The sequence below is a fragment of the Kaistella haifensis DSM 19056 genome (assembly GCF_000735695.2).
Lineage (GTDB): Bacteria > Bacteroidota > Bacteroidia > Flavobacteriales > Weeksellaceae > Kaistella > Kaistella haifensis.
Window position 1 is genome coordinate 211,959 of sequence record NZ_JASZ02000002.1, and the last position, 21,986, is coordinate 233,944.

Consider the following 21,986-nt stretch of genomic DNA (forward strand, 5'->3'; position numbering starts at 1 on the left):
GGCTGAGTCGGATTAAATTTTTTTAAAACTTATGCATCCTGTAAATTTTTAAATCGATAAAGTGTTTCTTCGTACATCTTCTCGTAAATTGGCAAAATATTCTTTATATCAAATTTAATGGCTTGTTTTTTTGCATTAATTTTCATCTTTGCAAGAAGCTTTTCATCGCTCAGAAGCTTTATCGTATAATTACTCATTGCTTCTACATTTCCTATTTCGGCCAAGTAACCGGTTTCTCCCTGAATATTGACTTCTGGGATTCCGCCAGCGTTTGAACTGATGACCGGAGTGTTTGCAGCCATTGCTTCCAAAGCGGCTAAACCAAAACTTTCTTGCTCGGAGGGTAGTAAAAAAACATCAGAAAGCTGTAGGATTTTATACAAATCATTCACTTTTCCTAAAAGCCTAATTTTACCAATTAAATCTGGATTTTCTTCCAAAAACTGATTGATCTTTTCCATATCTGGACCTTCTCCGATAATCACTAATTTGGAATTTAATTTTTTATTGACATTTTTAAAAATCTGCAAAACATCTTCAACTCGCTTCACCGGACGAAGATTGGAAACGTGAATGAGGATTTTTTCGTCATCATTTGCAAATTGTTTTCTTTCGCAATTTTTGCATTCATCAAATTCCGAATTATCAATAAAATTATTGATCACTTGTATTTCCTTTTTTATATTGAAAAATTGTAGGGTGTCTTTTTTTAAGCTTTCAGAAACGGAAGTAATCGTATCGGATTGATTGATAGAGAATTCCACCGCGTGTTTGTAGCTCGGATGTTGTCCTACCAAAGTGATATCGGTTCCGTGGAGTGTGGTGACCAGCGGGATGTCTTTACCTTCAACTTTAAGCATTTGTTTTGCAGTAAAAGCCGCGTAGGCATACGGAATGGCATAATGAGCATGCAGAATATCGAGTTTGTATAAATTTACAACTCGGTAAATCATCGATGATAGTGCAATATCATACGGTTGATACTGGAAAAGCGGATAAGTCTGCACATTTACTTTATGAAAAAAAATATTTGGATTGGTAATATCGAGCCGAGCCGGAAGTGCCGAGCTGATGAAATGTACTTCGTAACCTTTGTTGGCAAGCGACATGCCCAGTTCAGTGGCTACAATTCCACTACCGCCGTAGGTCGGATAGCACAAAATTCCTATTTTCATGTTCTTTTAATTTTACTTATTAAGTTGATGTGTTGATGAAAGATTCAGGTCTATTCCTGCGCCGGGTTTTAGCTGATTGTTCACCAAAACCGGCAATCTGCCAGAAATTGGAGATTTTCCATTTAAGGATTTTGCTGTTGCTTTCATCGAATCATCATTGTTTTCGTATGCTACTACAACGGTAGAAATTTTGGTAATATCAAGGTCTTTCAAAGCATATGCAGAACCAAAAACATTGAGAATAATTTTTTGATTTTTACTTAATTCTGCCAAGATTTTCTTGCTGTTTTCTGAAATTTTATATGGTTTATAAGCGGTTGAATTGTCTTTGTGTAATCCAACGATGATCTTAGAATTTGCAGGAATGGTCGCAATTTCTGAAGCTTTTTTCACAATAACCGTCGTATTTAAATTTAATTGATTGGTGAAAGTTTCAAATGGAGCTTCTTCCAGAGGAACGTAATAATAAGTTTCTTTGCAATTCAGCGGAAGTAGTTTTTGCTCATCTTTAACTAAGGTTAAAGCGTTGCTATAAAGTTTTTCTACTAATTCTTGATGAGATTTATTATTGAGATCTTCGTTGATGTTTTCTGGATTTCGTGGTTGGTAATTATTTAAACCAAGAAAATATTTGGTCAAAAGAATCTTTTTTACACTTTCTTCCACACGGTTCTGTGATATTTCTTTGTTATCAATTGCCAATTGAATTAGGCGTTTTCCTTCCTTCACTCCATCGGAAAAAAGCATGATGTCGTTTCCGGCTTTAAAGGCAAGAGCGTCCAATTCTCCGGGTTTGTAGCGTTTTGCAACAGCGCCCATATTCAGAGCATCCGTAATGATCAAACCTTTGTAGCCTAATTTTTCTTTTAAAAGTCCGGTGACGATGTTTTTGGAAACCGAAGCAGGAACTCCTTTTTCTTTTTCTAAAGCAGGGACGTATAAATGAGCAACCATTACGCCACCAATTCCTTTATCCATCAATGCTTTGAATGGCGCTAGCTCTACAGAATTCAGTCTGTTGAGATCATGAGAAACCACCGGCAAATCGAGGTGAGAATCAGTATTGGTGTCGCCATGACCCGGGAAATGTTTAATCGCTGCTAAAATTTTATTATCCTGTAATCCGTTGGAATAGGCCAATGCTGAATTTACAACATTTTCCACTTCGGACCCGAAACTTCTGTTTCCGATAATTGGATTTTCCGGATTGGTATTTACATCGACAACCGGGGCGAAATCCCAGTTAATTCCCATTCTTTTGCAATCTTCCGCAATTTTTGCGGCCATTTCTTTAATTAAATTTTTATCTTGAATGGCACCTAAAGTCATCGCCCACGGAAATTTATGTGCCGTTGCAATTCTTTGGAAAAGTCCCCATTCTGCATCCATGCCGATCATTAAAGGAACTTTGGATGTTTTCTGAAATTCATTAACAAGATTAATTTCTCTCGCAGCATCGTCTTGCATTAAAATTAAGCCTCCGATTTTCTCGTTGGTTACGATATTTCTCACATTGTTGATGTAATCTTCACCTCGGTTGGTGTATAAGGCGACGATGAACAGTTGTCCCAGTTTTTCGTCTTGTGAAAGGGAATTATAGGTTTTGTCTACCCATTCGTTAGCTTTTTTCAGGTCTTCTTTGCTGAGATTTTTCGGTTGGTACTGAGCAGTGATTTTTAAAGAAAAAACCAAAATAATGAGGCAGGTGATTTTACTATTTATATTTTTCATTATCCAAACTATGATGTACAACAAAAATACAATTTTTAAAACTTAATTTTTTAAATTTAATGGCATACATCTTGAGATATTTTCAACAATTAAAAATTTATATAAAATGAAAAAGTATTTTACAATATTGCTTTTGGCAATTTTCGGATTTGTAGCGGTAAGCTGCGACGATAATAGAAACGACAACGTAGTGGGCGACGGCGACACTTATTCAGTAATGAAAGATGTTACCGGCACTTTGAGCAGTGGGAATAATTATACACTTTCACAGGGGATCAATATTGCAAGTTCCGATGTAGTATTGGTTTACCGAGATATCAATTCAAATACTTCTTCTTCAGCAGTATGGCAACTTCTTCCAAAAACAGAATATTTGAGTGGCGGAAGAGAATTGGATTACAACTTCCTTTTCGATGCTGCTAATGTGGAAATATACACCGAAGCCAACTTCGATCAAGCTACTTTTACAACTGCGGAAGCAAATCAGTATCTGAACAACCAACGATTCCGAATTGTTTTGGTACCGGCTTCTGCTGGCAAAAACACCAATGTTAACTATAGCGATTACCAAAGTGTAATTAAGTATTACAATATTCCGGACAGAAAATAAGTTTTTTGTTTTGAATTAAAGTAACGAAGCCATCTTTCCCGGGTGGTTTTTTTTATGATTTATACCGTGAATTTGCAAAAATGTGAGTCGAAAATTTCGAGTTTCTTTAGAATTCCTTACATTTAAAACTGGATTTAAAATTAATAAATTATGAGCGTTCATATCGCAGCGAATAAAGGAGAAATTGCTAAAACTGTACTGCAACCGGGCGATCCTTTGCGAGCAAAATATATTGCCGATAACTTCATGGAAGAAGTAAAATTGGTTAGTCAAACCAGAAATATTTTTTATTATACCGGACTTTATAAAGGTAAAGAAATTTCGGTAGGAGCGAGCGGCATGGGAATTCCGAGTATTGGGATTTATTCTTTTGAGTTATACACGGAATATGAAGTGGATACCATTATTAGAATCGGAACTTGTGGTGCTTACAATACAGATTTGAAACTTTTTGATTTGCTAAATGTAGAAAATTCTGCGAGTGAATCTACCTATGCTAAATTCGCTTGGGGAATTGAAGAAGAACTGATCAAAAGCCAAGGGAATGTCTTCGACAACATTAACCAAACGGCAGAAAAATTATCACTGAAGATTCAACCAACCAATATTCACACGAGCGATATTTTTTACAGAAAAGACGAAGATCTTCCTGCAATTGCAACCAAATACAACTGTTCTGCTGTAGAAATGGAAGCTTTTGCTTTGTTTGCCAACGCACAATATTTGCGAAAAAATGCGGCGACAATTCTTACCGTTTCAGATGTAATTCCAACCCGTGAAAAAATCTCCGCAGACGAAAGAGAAAAAGCATTAAAACCAATGATCGAATTGGCTTTGGAGACAGCTTTGCAATTTTAAAATCTAAATTTAAACTTAAAAATAAAAACGCTTTGAAAACTCAAAGCGTTTTTTTATCGGGGTCTGTTTTGTCTATCAAAAGGTGACCGAAATAATCTTTTTTTACCTTTAAATAGCTTTCACTTTCTTTGGTAGCGGTTATTTGCAAAGGAATACGTTTATTTAAAATGACATTGCTGTTTTCCACAATTTTCATTTTTTCCGGATTGTTCGTGAGGAGGTTGATTTCTTTCACTTCCAATAAATTAAGGATTTCAATTGCAGCTGAAAAATCTCGGTCATCAGCAGGAAGTCCTAATTTCAAATTGGCTTCTACAGTATCGAATCCTTGTTCTTGTAAAGCATAAGCTTTCAATTTATTGATGATTCCTATATTTCTTCCTTCTTGTCTTAGATAAATGATGATTCCTCCATTTTCATGCATGAATTTCATCGCTGCATCCAACTGTTGTCCACATTCGCATTTTTTGGAATGAAAAACCTCGCCGGTAATACATTCTGAATGGAAACGAACATTGACGGGTTTAGAGAAATCGGTGTTTTCAGCAATAATTGCCATGTGCGGCATCCAGTCGCTTTCTTGTTCAGAAAATGCAATCATCCGGAAGTTCCCATATTCTGTGGGAACGTTGGCCTCCGCTTGAATTTTTAGCATGGAAAATTTTAGTTTTTAGGGGAAGTAGAAAGTGAATCTTGTGGAATATTATTATTGATCAAAGTCATACTCGTTTTGATACGAACCAAATATCGGTTAAGAACCTCGTCATCATCCTGATTTAGGTATTTCCTGAGTTTTTGAAGTTTCTTGTACGATTTTTCAAATTTTCGGTGCGAGGAATCCAATTGAGTTAAATTGTAAGATTTCATCGCGATGATGTATTCTTTAAGATGATATTTCAGATTGGAAACTTCAGCATTCACAACATCGTTTCTTAGCTTGGGAAAACTAGAAATCAAATTCGAGATTTCGGATGAATGTACGATTAAGATTTTCTTTTGGTCAAAGGAATAGGGAATAGCGTTTTCACTTAATTGCGAAGCGTTATCACCTATCGGTGAAAGATTCATCTTCTCTACTGAACAGGATGATAATAAGAATAACAATAAAACGAAACTAAGATTTAGTTTGGCCATTTTTTACATTTTGATACAAGACCGGATTAAGATTTTCATCATTATACATTTTCATTTGTCTGTAAACTTTCATCTTAATCTTACCGTTCTCAATATCAAGCAGCAATTGGTCGATAGCTTCAAAGAGATCCTTTTTTTGTTCCAACAATACATTGAGTTTTGCTGTACAATTGTTTCTATGCTCTTCACTTGCTGATTCTCTGTTGGCCTCTAGAGACATGTGATAAACTTTCAGTGCCAAAATCGAGAGGCGGTCTACAGCCCATGCAGGGGTTTCGCTATTGATTCTTGCATCATGATTGGGCGTCACATTACTGTATTTTTGTAGGAACCAAGTATCAATATATTCTACTAGATCAGTTCTTTGCTGATTGGAGGCGTCGATTCTTCTTTTTAATTTTAGCGCTTCGGTTGGGTCTATATTTTCATCACGAATGATATCTTCCAGATGCCATTGAACGGTGTCAATCCAATTCTTAGCATACAAAAGTCGTTCCAAACTATCTTGTTGGAATGGGTTATCAATTGGAGTATCGACTTGGTCTTTTTGGTGATAGTCGTAAATCGATTGATTGAAGATTTCCCAAGCGCTATTCGAAAAACTCATAAACCTCAGAAATTAGTTCGTGGCATTTGTGTTATTCTTTGGCTCTTCAGATGGTTTTTTGTCATCTTCTTTTACTGCATCTTTAAATTCTTTGATGCCGGAACCTAAACCTTTCATCATTTCTGGGATTTTTTTTCCACCAAAAAGAATAAGTACAATTACTGCAACGATTAATAAATGCTGCCAAGAAAGTGCCAATATAGTAAGTGCTTCCATTTTTAAATTTTGTGCAAAGTTAATTTATATTTTTTAATTCACCCAACCCAAAGGATCTACTGGATTGGTACCGTTCCAAATTTGAAAGTCTAAGGTATAGGTCCCGTCAAAATCGGTTGCAACGCTACCGATAGGAGTTCCTGCTGATATTTGCTGATTGGCGCTTACCATTGTGTTTGCAAGGTTGGCGTAGATGGTAAAATAATCACCATGTTTCACGAAAACCATTTTAGTTCCATCACCAGAAGCTACCACACGAGACACAGTTCCAGGTGCGATACATTTTGCAACCGTTCCTTTAGCAACCGCGATCTTAATTCCGTTGTTTTCTTCAATAATATTTTTAAATACCGGATGTGGCTGTCGTCCGAATCGGTGGGTAATCGTTCCGTAAGCCGGCATTCCCATTTTTCCGCGATTAGCTGCGAAGTTGTTTCCTACCGCACTCGAAACTCCGTAGTTGGTCATTGCTTTGGTTTCAGCAGCTTTCTTGTCGGCTTCGGTTTTTTTGGTGAGCGATGCTTCTGCGGCTTTTGCGTTTGCGGCTTTTTCTGCAGCGGCTTTTGCGTTTGCAGCAGCTATTTCGGCCTCTTTTGCAGCAGCTAATCTTCTGGTTTCGGCTTTTTCAGCTTCAGCAGCTCTTTTGGAATCTTCGTTTTTCTTGGCGTCTGCAGCTGCAGCAATTTTAGATCTTTCTGCTTCTTCTGCCGCTTTTCTGTCCGAGATTTCTTTCAATCTTTTGGCTTCTTCATCCGCACGCTTTTTCTCTAATGCAAGGGCTTCCAATCTTACTCTATTTTCGGCTTCTATTCTTGCTTTTTCCTTTTCGGCGGCTATTTTTGCCAATCTTACTTTTTCGGCTTCGGCTTTTTTGCGTTCCTCTTCTTTGGCTTTGGCAATTCTTATTTCCTCGGCAATAATGGAACGGATTTGTCCTTCAAGTTTCTTAGATTCTGTCTGTTTTTGCTTGAGTTCTGAGGTGAGTTGGACCTCATTTTTCTTGAATTCCTGAAGAAGGTTTTCCTTTTGTTTTCTTTCTGCTTCTATGGTCAATAGATCCTTTTGCTGATTGGTGAGTATCATTTGTTTGTCCTTAACCGATTTTTGTTTAAGGTTGATATTCTGTAGCAATTGTTTTGCAGCATCAGAAATTTCCGCCGCTTTTTTATCCTGATAATCAGAATAATCTTTTAAATATTGTACTCTTCGCAAAGCTTCACCCAGATTTTTGGATGATAAAATAAAGGTTACCTTGTTTTGTACGCCTTTGTTTTTGTATGCTTTTACAAGAACTTCCGCGTAATTTTTTCTTAAAACAGCCAATTCCCGATTCTGTCGGTTGATTTCTAACTGACGAAGATAAATATCATCTTCAATGAGGCGTTTTTCCTTTTGGGTGTTGTTATAAACTTTTTCTCGCAGCTGGATTTTTTTTTGAACTTCAGTGAGATAAGCTACTGAAAGTTTCGATTGCTGCTGAGTTTTTGCCAAATTTTGATTGATCGCTGCAATCTGTTTTTTGAGTTCAGCATTTTGCTTTTGAAGTTGTTCCTTTTTCTGGGAAAATACCATCCCGAACAAAAAAAGTCCTATTAAAAAGCTTAATTTCTTAATCATTTGATCTCTGTTTTCGTATAATTATTGGGAACGGAATACGGAGTATCCATTTTCGAACTTTCAAATTTCGTGTTTTCAAGTAGAATTTGGCTCGTTTTTGTACCTTTTATAATTATTTTAACATTTTTTGGGAATTTCGTTCCGTCAACTTCAACCCAATCGGAATAGGTGAGTTCCAGGTTATCCGCGGTTTTGATGTTCTTTAAATTCACCTTGGATAAATCAAAATCATTGGTGTAATCTAGTGATGCTGAATATTCCGAAACTTTCCCATCGTTGTTAAATTTCAGATTTTTAGATGAACTTAGGTTGTAACCCTGCATGTTTTTCGTTAAAACAAAATCTTTTTCATCTACCGGAATAAAGGTTTTCCCTGTCAATAAATTTTGTAATGAACTGTAATTGATGAAATTAACGTTCAGCAAACTATTAAGATAAGAAAAATCGGATTCAATATAGGTTTTGTTCCATTTTTCGTAGCCTTTTATCCCTTCCGGAGTGGCAATTCCTCGACCAACGTTCAAGAAAACAGCAATCATATTCATCCAGACTTTCTGCCCGTTTTCAATATAAATCGTTGCGTCCAAAGTTGGGATAAAACTTCCCGTTTCCACATTCACTCTGGAGTTGATTTTCACCTGCTCAAACTTTGGTTTTTCAGTTATTTTACTAAAAAATGCAGCGTTTGAAGAGATGGGTGATGTTGTACTCGTAGGTTGGTTAAGAACTGTTTTAGTTTTGCAGGAAACTACAAGAAATGCACTCAGTAGGACTATGATGTGTTTTTTCATATTAAAATTTTACTTCAGAACTTTGCAATATTAACGCCAAACCACACAAATTGTTTTGTGTGGCTAGTTGTATACCGTTATTAGTGGTGGTTTAATTACTTTCGCTTTTTGATAGGAAATCGAGAACGGAATAATCTCCCAATGAAATTTCACGGGCAACTCCGAAGTATTGTGCGGAATTTCCGATCATGGAATTACTGAGATTTCCGTGGTCAATTAATGTGTTTTCTTGAATTAGCGAATTGTCAATATTTGAATTGATGATTTTCGTATTATTCCCCAATGACACGCAAGGTCCAATTTTCGAGTTGTAAATTTCTACGTTTTCGCCAATAAAGCATGGTGGAATAATCATGCAATTTTCAATTTTTGCAGAAGCAGGATAAGTGGAAAGATTCTCTTTTTCATAGTTGAGCACTTTTCCGTTGGTTTCTACCGTTGCGTTTTTGTTTCCGCAATCCATCCAATCGTCTACTTTTCCAAGCGAGAATTTCGCTCCTTTTTGGCGAAGGTTTTCCAATGCGGTAGTCAATTGATATTCACCTCCCTCTTTAATGTCATTGGTCATGATGTAATTAATCTCATCCATCAATTTTTCTGCAGAATTGAAATAATAAATTCCAATAATCGCCAAATCGGAAACAAAAGTTTTAGGTTTTTCAACAAAATCGGTGATGAATCCGTAATCATCGAGTTTTACAACGCCAAATGCGGAAGGATCTTCCACTTTTTTCACCCAAATTACACCATCTGAATTTTTATCTAAAATAAAATCAGCTTTAAATAAAGTATCGGCAAATGCAACGACAACATCGCCTTGCATGGATGCTTCTGCACATTTTATTGCATGTGCGGTTCCCAGAGGTTCGTCCTGAACATAAACACTTCCTTTTGCACCCAATTTTTCAGCAATTTCAACCAAAGATTCTTCTACTTCCGGCCCGAAATCTCCAATAATAAAGGCGATTTCATCAATTTTTTCCCCTGCCACTTTTGCGATATCTTCTACCAATCGCTGTACAATGGGTTTTCCTGCGATAGGAATCAGCGGTTTTGGAACAGTGAGGGTGTGAGGTCTTAGTCTGGAGCCTCTTCCGGCCATAGGAACTATAATTTTCATAAGATTTTTTTTAACTACTTATATTAATATTGTGTTGGTTTTATTTGGAAGTACTTCCGAATCCACCGGCTCCGCGATCTGTTTCGGTGAGCTGCTGAGCTACGTCCCAAATGGCAGTTTCGTGTTTTGCGATAACCATTTGAGCAATTCTGTCGCCATCATTGATCACAAATTCGTCGTCTGACAAATTTACTAAAATAACTCCAATTTCGCCTCGGTAATCCGCATCAATTGTTCCTGGAGAATTCAGTACGGTGATGCCGTTTTTTATGGCTAAACCGCTTCTGGGACGCACTTGCGCTTCAAAGCCTTCTGGAAGTTCAAGGAATAATCCTGTGGGAATTAGCTTTCTTTCAAGGCTTTTTAAAACAATAGATTCTTCGATGTTGGCACACAAATCCATTCCGGCGGAAAGTGCGGTTTGATACTTTGGTAACGCGTGTTTTGACCGGTTAATGATTTTTATTTTCATGAAATATTTATCTTTTAATTTTATTCAGCAGACTTTGCGGAATTAATTTTTGAGTTTTAATTAAAAGGATGGCTAAAACTAAAAAGATTAGATTCCCCAGCCAAATATTGTGTTTAAAATTTTGGTAATATAGCAGAGAAACAATGATGGTTACAGTAATAATAATAATGTTGCCGTAAACGTTATATGGGATTGGATACTTTTTCTGTCCCCATATATAAGAAACAATCATCATGACGAAATATGAGGCAATCGTTGCCCAGGCCGATGCCCAGTAACCATATTTTGGAATGAAATAAAAATTGATCGCAATGGTAACCGCAGCACCTATAAACGAGATGTAGCTGCCGACAATTGTTCTGTCGGAAAGTTTGTACCAGACTGAAAGATTAAGGTAAATTCCTAAAAACAGGCTTGCAAAAAATAAAATCGGGAGAATCTGAATTCCCTCATAATATTCAGGGTTTCTTAGATAAAATTTCGCAATCCAGTCCAGATTTACACAAAGAAACAGAATGATCATACAGTTCACTGCTATAAAAACATCCATAAGTTTTGCATAGGTTTTTCCGGCATTTTCATTTTTAGAATGGCTGAAGAAAAACGGTTCAATCCCCAAAACATACGCCTGCCTGAAAAGCACCACGAAGGTTACAATCTTTGCCACTGCACCATAAACTCCAAGCTGGTGGCGCCCGATTTCCTCGGGAAGAAGGAATTTCAGAAACTGCCGGTCCATGGTTTCATTTATAATTCCGGCTAAACCCGCAATCATGATGGGCCACGAATATTTAATCATTCTTTGCCAGAGTTCCCACGAAAAATATTTCAGTTTTGCAATGAAAATATCTTTAAACAAAAGAAGGAAAGTTACACCGCTGGCAACCAGATTGGCAACGAAAACATAGCCAATCCCGAATTCCGGATTGTATTTTAAGCCCATAATTCCCTGCGGAACACGCGGTAAAACCTGCAGAAAAAAGATCACAAGTAAAAAGTTGATAACGCCGTTTGCAATTTTTATTGAAGCATATTTTATCGGTCTTTCATTTTTTCTAAGCATTACGAAAGGCATTGCAGAGAGAGCGTCGAGAGAAAGTACAATAACTAAAATCGTGAGTAAATCAACCTGAGTTGGTGTTTTGAAGGCGACTGCAAGCTCTTTACTGAAGCTCAGCGAAAATATCAGAAACATCAACGTGGCGGTTGCGACGCTGAAGAATGCGGTGGAGATCAGTTTTTTATCGTTCTTTTCATCGAGCGCAAAACGGAAAAAAGTGGTTTCCATACCGTGAGTCAGTAATACTGCAATTACACCGGCAACCGAATAAAAATCCGCGAACGGTGCGTAAGCTTCTGGTCCAAAGGCATTGGTGATATAAGGATTTATGATAAACGGGAACAGGCGGATGATTACCGTAGTAAGTCCATAAAGCGCAGTTTGTCCCAGCAGTTTTTTATACAAAATTCAGATATTTCTGCAAATGTATCGTTTTAATTAAAATCAAAAAAATCTCACCGTAAAACTTATCTGTTTTGAAATCCGAATACTTTTTCGGAATGAAATCGCTAAATTTACAGTGAAATAAAACTGAATAAAAATAAATGAAAACGCTCATAAAAAACGCTGAAATAGTCAGCGAGAATCAAGTATTTAAAAGCGATTTGCTGATCGAAAACGATCTCATTTCTAGAATCGGAAAAAATATTTCTGAGGAAGGTGTTGATAAAATAATAGAGGCTTCCGGAAAGTATCTTTTGCCGGGAATCATTGATGATCAGGTGCATTTTCGTGAGCCAGGATTAACGCACAAAGGTGACATTGAAAGCGAATCCAGAGCTGCAATTGCAGGCGGAGTCACGAGTTTTATCGAACAGCCGAATACCGTTCCGAATGCGGTAACACAAGATCTTTTGGAAGAAAAATATCAAATTGCTTCCGAGAAATCTTTCGCTAATTATTCGTTCATGATGGGCGGAACCAACGATAATTTGGAAGAAGTTTTGAAAACAAATCCCCGAAATGTTGCCGGAATCAAGCTTTTTCTCGGTTCTTCCACCGGAAATATGCTCGTGGATAATCCTGAAACTTTAGAAAATATATTCAGCAAAACCAAAATGCTCATCGCTGTTCATTGCGAAGATGAAGCCACGATAAAAGCCAACACAGAAAAATATAAAAAAGAGTTTGGCGACGATATTCCGATGAAATATCACCATTTGATAAGAAGTGAAGAAGCTTGTTATCTTTCTTCTTCGAAAGCGGTGGAACTTGCGGAAAAAACAGGAGCGCGAATTCATGTTTTTCATGTTTCTACGGCGAAAGAAACTTCGCTTTTCCGAAACGATATTCCTTTAAAAGATAAAAAAATCACTGCAGAAGTTTGTGTTCATCATCTCACTTTTACCGATGCAGATTACGAAACGAAACGAACTTTAATTAAATGGAATCCCGCGGTAAAAACTCAAAAAGATAAAGATGGACTTTGGGAAGCGCTGCTCGATGACCGAATTGATGTAGTGGCCACCGATCACGCGCCGCATACTTGGGAAGAAAAACAAAATGTATATACGAAAGCGCCTTCCGGTGGACCTTTGGTGCAGCATTCTTTACAATTGATGTTGGAGAATTTCCAAAACGGAAAAATTTCTTTAGAAAAATTGGTGGAGAAAATGTGTCACAATCCTGCGATTCTTTTTCAAGTGGAAAAGCGTGGTTTTATTCGCGAAACTTACAAAGCCGACCTTGTTTTGGTTGATTTGAATGAAACTTATACCGTTGCAAAAGAAAATCTGCTTTATAAATGTGGTTGGAGTCCGCTGGAAGGAACAACTTTCCACTCGAAAATTACCCACACTTTTGTCAATGGAAAATTAGCTTTCGAAAACGGAAAAGTTGCCGAGCAGAAACATGGTGAAAGATTACTTTTTGATAGAAAATAGAAACTATTTTGGCGGAAATTCAGCAATATCCTTTGTTTTCAGCTTAGTAGTGGTTAAGAAATAGTTTTATTAGAAATTTATTTTTTGTTTGGGTCGTATCGGAACTGGGTCTTTTTTCTTATTATTTTATTAGTTCTTTTACTACCCAAATTGTATCGTTTTCTGTTGCTATTCGGGAAAGGTTTTCCCCTTCTTCAATTACGATGGCGTGTGTTCCATTCTTAATCAGTTTCAAATTAATTTTACTCCTTAATTCCGCAGCTTCTTCCTCTTTTTCTGACATAATTAATTTAAAGTGCTTTTCTGCGAGTTCCTTATTAGCAATGCCTACCGTTCCGCTGGAAATGATTACTGAGCGTCCAGGATTAAATTTTTTGTGATTAACAATCTTCTCTTTCTCCTCTTTGGTGCATGATGCTAATATGCATATTGAAGCAATAATCAAAACTTTTCTCATTAGCCTTTTTTATTCAAATTTACTTGTTTTTGCGAATAATCCAAATAAAAGGGACTAAAACTATAATCTTTTTCCTTAAATTTACAAAAAAACCAAAGATATGAATCTTTATACCCAACCGATGCTCAAGGAAGGAGCGTTAAAAGATAAAGTTGCAATAGTAACTGGTGGCGGAAGCGGCCTCGGAAAGGCAATGACTAAATATTTTCTTCAACTCGGAGCAAAAGTCGTCATTACTTCCAGAAATCTTGAAAAACTGCAAAATACCGCTAAAGAACTGGAAGATGAAACCGGCGGAAAAATCCTTTGCGTAGCATGTGATGTGCGCAACTGGGACGAAGTGGAAGCAATGAAAGAGGCGGCGATAAAAGAATTTGGGCAAATTGATATTCTGCTGAATAATGCTGCGGGAAATTTTATTTCTCCAACCGAAAGATTGACGCACTCGGCATTTGACTCTGTTTTGGATATTGTTTTAAAAGGTACAAAAAACTGCACTCTTTCCATCGGGAAATATTGGATCGATCAGAAAATCCCCGGAACGGTTTTAAATATTGTCACGACTTATGCATGGACTGGTTCTGCTTATGTGGTTCCTTCCGCATGTGCAAAAGCAGGAGTTTTGGCAATGACCAGAAGTTTAGCCGTAGAATGGGCAAAATATGGTATTCGTTTTAATGCAATTGCTCCTGGACCATTCCCTACAAAAGGTGCGTGGGATAGATTGTTGCCCGGAGATCTCCAAGAAAAGTTCGATATGCGCAAAAAAGTTCCGTTAAGAAGAGTCGGTGAACATCAGGAATTGGCCAACTTGGCGGCTTACCTCGTTTCCGATTATTCGGCGTATATGAATGGGGAAGTAGTTACCATTGATGGTGGCGAATGGCTTCAGGGAGCCGGCGAATTCAATATGCTCGAAGAAATTCCGCAAGAAATGTGGGATATGCTCGAATCCATGATTAAGGCGAAGAAATCAAGTTAAATTTTAAATTCTCTCAGAAATTTTCAGCAAAAAGAAGGCTATTTGCTAAAAAAATTAAATATTAAAAACCGCTGTGAATAATCTATTTACGGCGTTTTTTTTTGTGACGAGATTTAAAGTTTTCAAAAAAAGAGATTTTACTCTAATTCCTTTATTACCAATGAAATTGGTATATTTATACTTTTGGAATAAAGCATATTGAACATTCACACTGAAATTAAAACAGTAAATGAAATTCTTAATCATTCTATTTTCGATCATTCTATTTTTAAAAGATCAGCAATCAAACGTATTTATTTGTAAAGGCAAAAATAGCGAGAGATATCACCTCAAAAAATCTTGTAGAGGCCTCAGCAAGTGCTCAACCGACATCCACACAGTCACGATTGCGGAAGCAAGAGAGAAAGGGAGAACATTATGTAAATGGGAAGATTAGCAGACTGATTATTTAATGCATTTTGCCATAATTGGATAAATTTCAACCTAAACAAAAAAAAACGCCCTGAAAATCAGAGCGTTAATTATCAAAATGTAGACCCACAGGGATTCGAACCCCGACAGGCGGTACCAAAAACCGAAGTGCTACCGTTACACCATGGGTCTGTCTTTATTTTGGTGGTGCAAATCTAAAAAATATTTTCTTATCGCACAAAACTTTTTTTAAATTAATTTTAAAATATTTCAATATTTCAATTTTCGTTTGGCTTTTATAATATTTTAATTCCGTATTTTTGGACAAATAATATTTACACATGAGCAGTACTGACGATAAGAAAAAAGCACTCGCACTAGTGCTTGAAAAACTAGATAAAACCTACGGAAAAGGAACCGTAATGACTTTGGGAGATGCTTCTGTGGATACCTCCATCGAAGTGATTCCTTCCGGATCTTTGGGACTCGACCTTGCACTTGGTGTGGGCGGTTATCCAAGAGGGAGAGTAATCGAAATCTATGGACCGGAATCTTCTGGTAAAACAACTTTAACCTTGCACGCTATTGCAGAAGCCCAAAAAACGGGTGGTATCGCTGCATTCATCGATGCGGAACACGCTTTCGACAGACATTATGCTTCGAAATTGGGAATCAATTTGGATGATTTGATCATTTCCCAACCCGATAATGGGGAACAAGCTTTGGAAATCGCGGATAATTTAATCCGTTCCGGTGCTGTGGATATCGTGGTAATTGATTCTGTGGCTGCGCTTACTCCAAAAGCTGAAATCGAAGGAGAAATGGGGGATTCCAAAATGGGATTGCACGCAAGATTGATGTCTCAAGCTTTAAGAAAATTAACTGCAACCATTTCTAAAACAAAATGTACCGTAATTTTCATTAACCAATTAAGAGAAAAAATCGGGGTAATGTTCGGAAATCCGGAGACTACAACCGGTGGAAATGCACTTAAATTCTATGCGTCGGTGAGAATTGATATTAGAAAAGCAAGTGCTCCAATCAAAACCGGTGACGAAGCTGTGGGTAGCCGAGTGAAGGTGAAAATCGTGAAAAACAAAGTAGCTCCGCCTTTTAAAATGGCTGAGTTCGACATCATGTATGGTGAAGGGGTTTCGAAAGTTGGTGAAATTTTGGATATGGCCGTGGAAACCGGAGTAGTGAAGAAAAGTGGCTCTTGGTTCAGCTATGAAGAAACCAAACTCGGACAAGGTCGTGATGCCGTTCGTGATATGTTGAAAGACAATCCGGAACTTGCAGAAGAACTGGAAGCTAAGATTAAAGAAGCGCTATTGAATAAATAATAAACGCAAATTACTACAGAAGGCAGCCATCGGGTTGCTTTTTTTTATACCTGATTTTCTGAAAAAATGCCAAATTGTCATTTTCTTACGCATGGTATTTTTTTTGAAATTGTAGTTTAAATTTAAATCTAAAAAATTATGACTACAGGAAAAATTAATGTTTCGGTAGAGAATATTTTTCCGCTGATCAAGAAGTTTTTGTATAGTGATCACGAAATATTCCTGCGCGAACTAATATCCAACGCAACCGACGCTACTTTGAAATTGAAGCATTTAACCAATATCGGTGAGGCCAAAGTAGATTACGGAAACCCAAAAATTGAAGTAAAAATTGATAAAGAGAATAAGACAATTCACATTATCGATCAAGGAATCGGGATGACGGCGGAAGAAGTTGAAAAATACATCAATCAGGTCGCATTTTCAGGGGCGGAAGAATTTCTTGAAAAATATAAAGATAGCGCAAAAGATGCGGGAATTATCGGTCACTTTGGACTAGGTTTTTATTCTGCATTTATGGTCGCTGAAAAGGTGGAAATCCTCACCAAATCTTACAAAGACGAACCTGCCGTAAGATGGATTTGCGACGGAAGTCCTGAGTTTTCTCTCGAAGAAACTGCTGATAAAACCGAACGAGGAACGGAAATCATCCTTCATATTGCGGAAGATTCAACCGAGTTTTTAGAAGAAGCCAAAATCCGTGAATTGCTCTTAAAATACAACAAATTCATGCCGGTTCCTATTAAATTTGGGACCAAAACTGTAACCTTACCTTTACCGGAAAACGCAGCTGAAGATGCAAAACCCGAAACTCAGGAAGTTGATAATATCATCAACAATCCAGAGCCAGCATGGACAAAATCGCCATCCGAATTAAAAGATGAAGATTATCTGAACTTCTACCGCGAGTTGTATCCGATGCAGTTCGAGGATCCTTTGTTCCATATTCATCTGAATGTAGATTATCCGTTTAATTTGACCGGAGTTCTCTTCTTCCCAAAATTGGCAAACAATCTGAATATCGAAAAAGATAAAATCCAACTCTATCAAAACCAGGTTTTTGTAACCGATGAGGTGAAAGGAATTGTTCCCGATTTCTTGATGTTGCTTCGCGGAGTAATCGATTCGCCGGATATCCCGCTGAATGTTTCCCGGTCTTATCTTCAGGCGGATGGTGCAGTGAAGAAAATCTCTTCTTACATCACCAAAAAAGTGGCCGACAAAATGGCTTCTTTAATCAATGAAAACCGTGAAGATTTCGAGAAAAAATGGAACGACATCAAAATCGTGATTGAATACGGAATGATTTCTGAAGAGAAATTCTACGAAAAATCCGACAGGTTTGCACTGTACCCAAATGTTGATGGAAAATATTTCCTTTGGAATGAACTTCAAGATAAAATTAAAGCCAACCAAACCGACAAAAACGGCAATTTGGTAATCTTGTATGCAACCAACGAACACGATCAACACAGTTACATCCAGGCGGCTCAGAATAAAGGATATGAAGTCTTGTTGCTGGATTCACCGATCGTTCCGCATTTGATTCAAAAACTAGAATCTTCTAAAGAGAAAATCCAGTTTGCTCGCGTAGATGCCGATCACATCAATAATTTAATTAAAAAAGATGAGCCAATTATTTCTAAATTAAATGATACAGAAAAAGAGGCCTTGAAAAAAAGTATTGAAGAAGGAATTTCTGATACGAAATTTACCGTCCAACTCGAAGATTTGGAAAGTACCGATGCGCCTTTTGTGATCACTCAGCCGGAATTTATGCGAAGAATGAAGGATATGCAAGCGACCGGTGGTGGCGGAATGTTCGCGATGGGTGGTTTCCCGGAAATGTACAATTTGGTGGTGAATACCAACAGCGATTTGGCAGGAAAGATCTTAAAAACTGAAAATGATGAGGACAAAACTACGCAAATCAAACATGCGATGGATTTGGCAAAATTGTCTCAAAACCTTTTGAAAGGGAAGGAATTGACGGATTTTATCCAAAGAAGTTATCAGGATTTGAGCAAGTAAATTAAAGGTGAAATATTTTAAAACGTTGGCTGGATTTCTCTCCTTGCCAACGTTTTTTATATAAAAATCTTAGTTAAAATGGATTACAAGTTATTGATTGCTTTCAAAATCTCTAACGGTTCATCTTTCAAACCCTGAAGATGATCGGCACTATTTTCAAGGAATTGTTTGGGTTCCGAAGCGTTTTTAAAAATTTCTTCTCCTTGTGAATATGGAACGGTTTTATCGTTTTTGCTATAAATAAAAAGTTTAGGAAGTCCCTCGGTGAATTTGATGTCTTCTTTTGCGGAGTAGACGTTTTGTAACATTTGCGCAATTACATCTTTATACTGAGGAGCAAATACTGCGGCAATATCAGCAAATGAAGACATTCCGCCATCAATAATTAATCCTGAGATCTTTTCTTTATTTGCTCTTGCAAGATGAGTCGCAATTTGAGAACCGAGAGAAGCACCGTAAATGTATATTTTAGTGTTTTTAATTTCGGGTTTGTTTACTAAGAAATCAAATAATTTTTGCCCATCTTCCGCAACATTAGTGTGAGTAGGTTTTCCCGTAGATTTCCCGTAACCTCTAAGATCAACCATTACCACTTGAAATCCACTTTCTACTAATGGTTTTGTAATGTATTGATAAGTGGTTACATTTCCGGCAGCTCCATGAAAAAACAAAACTGTTTTCTTGCTATTTCCGGTTTTGGGCTTGGCGAAATAAGCCGTAATGGTGTCTTTTTCAACAGGAAATACAATATTTTCTAAGGTTGTGAATTCAAAGAGTTTCATTTCTTTGCTTGGTTGATAAAATTTATCGTCCATTTGCGCAGAAGCAAAACTTAAAATAAAAATAGAAAGTAGAGATAAAAATTTTGTAAGTTTCATAATAGTTTGTTTTAATTATGGGTCAAAGATATTATCCGTTACCATAAATTAAAAAAAACGATTACCGAATCGTAATAAAAGAAGCCTGAACCGAAAAAATAAGTTTCTAAACCATTAAATTTCCTCCAAAGGATTCCAAAATAAATTCTTGAAATCCAGAATCTTATTTCCTTGTACGTTTATGCCTTCTTTGTTTAATTTTTCAGTAAACTTCTCAAGACAACTTGCAGTGATATGCCCGGAAGAATTACAAACCCGATGCGCCGGAAAATCTTCAGCATAATTCCTCAGTGCATTTCCCACATGTCGGGAATGGTTGGGGAAACCAACTGCTTTAGCAATGGCTCCATAACTCGTAACTCGACCTTCGGGAATAAGTCGGATGATTTCAAAAACCTGTTGGGTAAACAAAGAATCTATGATTTTTAATTAAAAATTGTTGTTGGGCAACAGCAAACTTCCGTCACCATAACTCAGAAAACGGAAATCGTTTTCCAAAGCGTATTGATAAATATTTTTCCATTGATCCCCAATTAATGCAGAAACCAAAAGTAAAAGAGTAGATTGTGGTTGATGAAAATTGGTCACCAAACCTTTTACCATTTTAAAAGAATATCCCGGAGCGATAATAATCTCAGTTTCTATGGAAAGATGGTCTTGATGCGTGTTTTTAATCCATTTCAGTAGGGCATCAATCGCTTCTTCGGCACTGCAAATCGCTTCTGCTTCATAAGGCTCCCATTGATTTATTTTTAAAGCATTGTAGCTGATTTCCGGATTTTGTACAATTTTATTGCCCATCCAATAAATGCTCTCCAAAGTTCGGGTAGAAGTGGTACCGACCGTGATAATTGGTTGATGAATTTTTACCGCTAAATCTTCCAAAAAAGCGGTCGTGATATTGAGATATTCCGAATGCATCACGTGATCCTCCATCACTTCGGATTTCACGGGTTTAAAGGTTCCAGCGCCGACATGAAGCGTCGTAAACAGCGATGAAATGCCTTTTTTCTTTAAATCATCCAAAACATCTTGGGTAAAATGAAGTCCCGCGGTAGGAGCCGCAACGGAACCTTCGTTTTCGGAATAAACGGTTTGGTAGGAATCTTCATCTACTTTCTCGGCAATCCTTTTGATATAAGGCGGAAGTGGTGTAACGCCCGCTGCATCCATGATTTTTCCAAAAGGAATTTCCGATGGTGACCAGGTAAAAGTCACGAGATAAGCATCTTCCAATTTTCCGGTGATTTCGGCCGAAAGTTCAACCGGAAGTCCTTCTACTTCTATGGTTTTCGTGAGTTGTTGTTCTCGCCATTTGGATACTTTTCCGATAAAGCAAATCCATGTAACGGAATTTCGTTCGGTGAAATGTTGTTCGTAATCAATGGCTTCACCGTAAGGTTCTAAGCAGAAAACTTCAATGGTGGCGCCGTTTTCGTTATTGAAAAAGATGCGCGATTTCACCACCTTGGTGTCGTTGAAAACCAATACCGCATTTTCAGGCAAATATTCACTGATATTTCGATACGTGTTTTCGGAGATTTTATTGTTTTGATAAACCAATAATTTGGATTGATCACGTGGATTTACCGGATTGTATGCTATTTTTTCGGCAGGTAAATCGTAGGTAAAATCTTCAATTCTTAAATGTTTCGGATGCATGCTGCAAATTTCTGAAAATCTTTATTTTTTTCAATTATAAGAGCCTGTTTAAAAATTAAATTAGAAAAATTCGTATGGCGTTTATTTTATAAAATAATCTTATAAAAAACTGATTGTCAGTTGTTTATGTTGTTTATTTTCCGTAACTTGTTGGTTACTAATCAATTAAATTACAGTGAAAAATTACTCGACAAACATTTCTGACAATCAGTGGCAATTTATAAAAAAGACTTTGAACCTCAATGACAGAAAGCGAAAATATGGTTTAAGAACCATTTGGAACGCCATAATGTATTTGGTGAAAACCGGTTGCCAATGGAGGATGTTACCCAATGATTTTCCGAAATGGGAATTGGTCTATTACTATTACAGCAAATGGGCAAATGCAGAGGATTTTGATCTGCTTCTTTCGAAATTACGGGAAAAAGTCAGGTTGAAAAGAAATCAAAAAAGAGAACCGAGTTTAGGCATAATGGACAGTCAGAGTGTAAGATGGGGAAACAACCGCTCATTAAATGGTTTTGACGGGAATAAAAAAGTAAAAGGAATTAAAAGACATGTGGTGGTTGATAAAAACGGATTTTTATTAGCAATAATGGTTACTGTAGCCAATGTTCATGACAGTAAAGCTGTTGATTTTCTCATGAGAACTTTGGCATATTTCTTAAGTCCTGTGAAGATTATTCTTGCTGATGGAGGTTACAGAGGAGAAATCATAGAACAGGTGAAAAATAAGTTTGCTTATCTAATCAATGTGGTGATGAGAAATGATGAAAAGAAAACAGATTTTAAGCCCTTTTCTAAAAGATGGATTATTGAACGGACATTTTCCTGGTTTGATAACGACAGGAGATTATGCAGGAATTACGAATTACTAATGGAAAATTCTGAAAATATGGTAAAATTATCCGCTATAAAAAATTTATTGAATAAAATTTAAACAGGCTC

22 protein-coding genes and 1 tRNA gene are annotated in these 21,986 nt (G+C 37.0%); 7 read left to right on the forward strand and 16 right to left on the reverse strand.

All coding sequences use genetic code 11. The features are described from left to right. Positions 1-29: 29 nt before the first annotated feature. Together bshA and AP75_RS02320 are read right to left on the reverse strand one after the other, a co-directional pair. Positions 30-1,175 (reverse strand): N-acetyl-alpha-D-glucosaminyl L-malate synthase BshA, encoded by a 1,146-nt coding sequence (gene bshA / locus AP75_RS02315; RefSeq protein WP_031501350.1) that lies wholly within the window; start codon positions 1,173-1,175, stop codon positions 30-32. A 12-nt stretch (positions 1,176-1,187) separates the two neighbouring features. Further along, positions 1,188-2,906, reverse strand: a complete 1,719-nt coding sequence (locus AP75_RS02320; protein ID WP_088263509.1) for a glycoside hydrolase family 3 protein — start codon at positions 2,904-2,906, stop codon at positions 1,188-1,190. Positions 2,907-3,012: 106 nt separating this feature from the next. Between AP75_RS02320 and AP75_RS02325 the strand changes: the two genes are divergently transcribed. Together AP75_RS02325 and deoD are read left to right on the forward strand one after the other, a co-directional pair. Further along, a complete protein-coding gene (locus tag AP75_RS02325; RefSeq protein ID WP_088263510.1) occupies positions 3,013-3,516 on the forward strand; it encodes a hypothetical protein in 504 nt (167 codons plus the stop codon). Between the two features lie 150 nt (positions 3,517-3,666). Then, a complete protein-coding gene (deoD, locus tag AP75_RS02330) occupies positions 3,667-4,374 on the forward strand; it encodes a purine-nucleoside phosphorylase (protein WP_088263511.1) in 708 nt (235 codons plus the stop codon). A gap of 40 nt (positions 4,375-4,414) precedes the next feature. Here the strand turns inward: deoD and ribA are convergent, their stop codons facing one another. The 9 genes from ribA to AP75_RS02375 form a co-directional block, all read right to left on the reverse strand. Further along, a complete protein-coding gene (ribA, locus tag AP75_RS02335; RefSeq protein ID WP_031501353.1) occupies positions 4,415-5,029 on the reverse strand; it encodes a GTP cyclohydrolase II in 615 nt (204 codons plus the stop codon). 8 nt (positions 5,030-5,037) lie between these two features. Further along, a complete protein-coding gene (locus AP75_RS02340) occupies positions 5,038-5,508 on the reverse strand; it encodes a hypothetical protein (RefSeq protein ID WP_143755775.1) in 471 nt (156 codons plus the stop codon). Then, positions 5,489-6,115 carry a DUF4254 domain-containing protein gene (locus AP75_RS02345; RefSeq protein ID WP_031501355.1) on the reverse strand — a complete coding sequence of 209 codons (627 nt, stop codon included), beginning with the start codon at positions 6,113-6,115 and terminating at the stop codon, positions 5,489-5,491. The genes AP75_RS02340 and AP75_RS02345 overlap by 20 nt, the downstream gene beginning before the upstream one ends. Before the next feature lie 12 nt (positions 6,116-6,127). Further along, positions 6,128-6,331, reverse strand: coding sequence for a Sec-independent protein translocase subunit TatA/TatB (locus AP75_RS02350; protein WP_088263512.1), 204 nt, complete (start codon positions 6,329-6,331; stop codon positions 6,128-6,130). A gap of 33 nt (positions 6,332-6,364) precedes the next feature. Next, positions 6,365-7,948 carry a M23 family metallopeptidase gene (locus AP75_RS02355; RefSeq protein ID WP_088263513.1) on the reverse strand — a complete coding sequence of 528 codons (1,584 nt, stop codon included), beginning with the start codon at positions 7,946-7,948 and terminating at the stop codon, positions 6,365-6,367. Continuing rightward, entirely contained in the window at positions 7,945-8,739 is a 795-nt protein-coding gene (locus AP75_RS02360; protein WP_031501356.1) for a DUF4292 domain-containing protein, read from the reverse strand. Before AP75_RS02360 ends, AP75_RS02355 begins: the two co-directional genes overlap by 4 nt. 91 nt (positions 8,740-8,830) lie before the next feature. Then, entirely contained in the window at positions 8,831-9,859 is a 1,029-nt protein-coding gene (locus AP75_RS02365; RefSeq protein WP_031501357.1) for a sugar phosphate nucleotidyltransferase, read from the reverse strand. Between the two features lie 40 nt (positions 9,860-9,899). Continuing rightward, positions 9,900-10,331 (reverse strand): dUTP diphosphatase, encoded by a 432-nt coding sequence (gene dut, locus AP75_RS02370; protein ID WP_031501358.1) that lies wholly within the window; start codon positions 10,329-10,331, stop codon positions 9,900-9,902. Between the two features lie 7 nt (positions 10,332-10,338). After that, positions 10,339-11,796: a lipopolysaccharide biosynthesis protein gene (locus AP75_RS02375; protein ID WP_031501359.1), complete on the reverse strand. Its 1,458-nt coding sequence runs from the start codon at positions 11,794-11,796 to the stop codon at positions 10,339-10,341. 140 nt (positions 11,797-11,936) lie between these two features. Between AP75_RS02375 and AP75_RS02380 the strand changes: the two genes are divergently transcribed. Continuing rightward, positions 11,937-13,274 (forward strand): dihydroorotase, encoded by a 1,338-nt coding sequence (locus tag AP75_RS02380; protein ID WP_031501360.1) that lies wholly within the window; start codon positions 11,937-11,939, stop codon positions 13,272-13,274. 121 nt (positions 13,275-13,395) lie between these two features. Here the strand turns inward: AP75_RS02380 and AP75_RS02385 are convergent, their stop codons facing one another. Beyond that, entirely contained in the window at positions 13,396-13,731 is a 336-nt protein-coding gene (locus AP75_RS02385; RefSeq protein ID WP_031501361.1) for a hypothetical protein, read from the reverse strand. A 100-nt stretch (positions 13,732-13,831) separates the two neighbouring features. Here AP75_RS02385 and AP75_RS02390 point away from each other — a divergent pair, with 100 nt between their 5' ends. After that, positions 13,832-14,713 (forward strand): SDR family oxidoreductase, encoded by an 882-nt coding sequence (locus AP75_RS02390; RefSeq protein WP_031501362.1) that lies wholly within the window; start codon positions 13,832-13,834, stop codon positions 14,711-14,713. A 532-nt stretch (positions 14,714-15,245) separates the two neighbouring features. Here the strand turns inward: AP75_RS02390 and AP75_RS02400 are convergent. Then, positions 15,246-15,316, reverse strand: a tRNA-Gln gene (locus AP75_RS02400). Between the two features lie 149 nt (positions 15,317-15,465). On the opposite strand from AP75_RS02400, the gene recA reads away from it, so the two are divergent. Together recA and htpG are read left to right on the forward strand one after the other, a co-directional pair. Further along, positions 15,466-16,467, forward strand: a complete 1,002-nt coding sequence (gene recA, locus AP75_RS02405) for a recombinase RecA (protein ID WP_031501364.1) — start codon at positions 15,466-15,468, stop codon at positions 16,465-16,467. 138 nt (positions 16,468-16,605) lie between these two features. Then, positions 16,606-18,498, forward strand: a complete 1,893-nt coding sequence (gene htpG, locus AP75_RS02410; RefSeq protein ID WP_031501365.1) for a molecular chaperone HtpG — start codon at positions 16,606-16,608, stop codon at positions 18,496-18,498. Between the two features lie 83 nt (positions 18,499-18,581). Here the strand turns inward: htpG and AP75_RS02415 are convergent, their stop codons facing one another. From AP75_RS02415 to AP75_RS02425, 3 genes are all read right to left on the reverse strand, one after another. Further along, positions 18,582-19,376: an alpha/beta hydrolase gene (locus AP75_RS02415; RefSeq protein WP_031501366.1), complete on the reverse strand. Its 795-nt coding sequence runs from the start codon at positions 19,374-19,376 to the stop codon at positions 18,582-18,584. 114 nt (positions 19,377-19,490) lie between these two features. Further along, positions 19,491-19,787, reverse strand: coding sequence for an MGMT family protein (locus AP75_RS02420; RefSeq protein ID WP_242589746.1), 297 nt, complete (start codon positions 19,785-19,787; stop codon positions 19,491-19,493). Positions 19,788-19,805: 18 nt separating this feature from the next. Then, positions 19,806-21,038: an S-adenosylmethionine:tRNA ribosyltransferase-isomerase gene (locus AP75_RS02425; protein WP_031501368.1), complete on the reverse strand. Its 1,233-nt coding sequence runs from the start codon at positions 21,036-21,038 to the stop codon at positions 19,806-19,808. A gap of 175 nt (positions 21,039-21,213) precedes the next feature. Between AP75_RS02425 and AP75_RS02430 the strand changes: the two genes are divergently transcribed. After that, on the forward strand, positions 21,214-21,978 hold the full coding sequence (locus AP75_RS02430) for an IS5 family transposase (protein WP_072965309.1): 765 nt from the start codon (positions 21,214-21,216) through the stop codon (positions 21,976-21,978). The last annotated feature ends 8 nt before the right edge of the window (positions 21,979-21,986 follow it).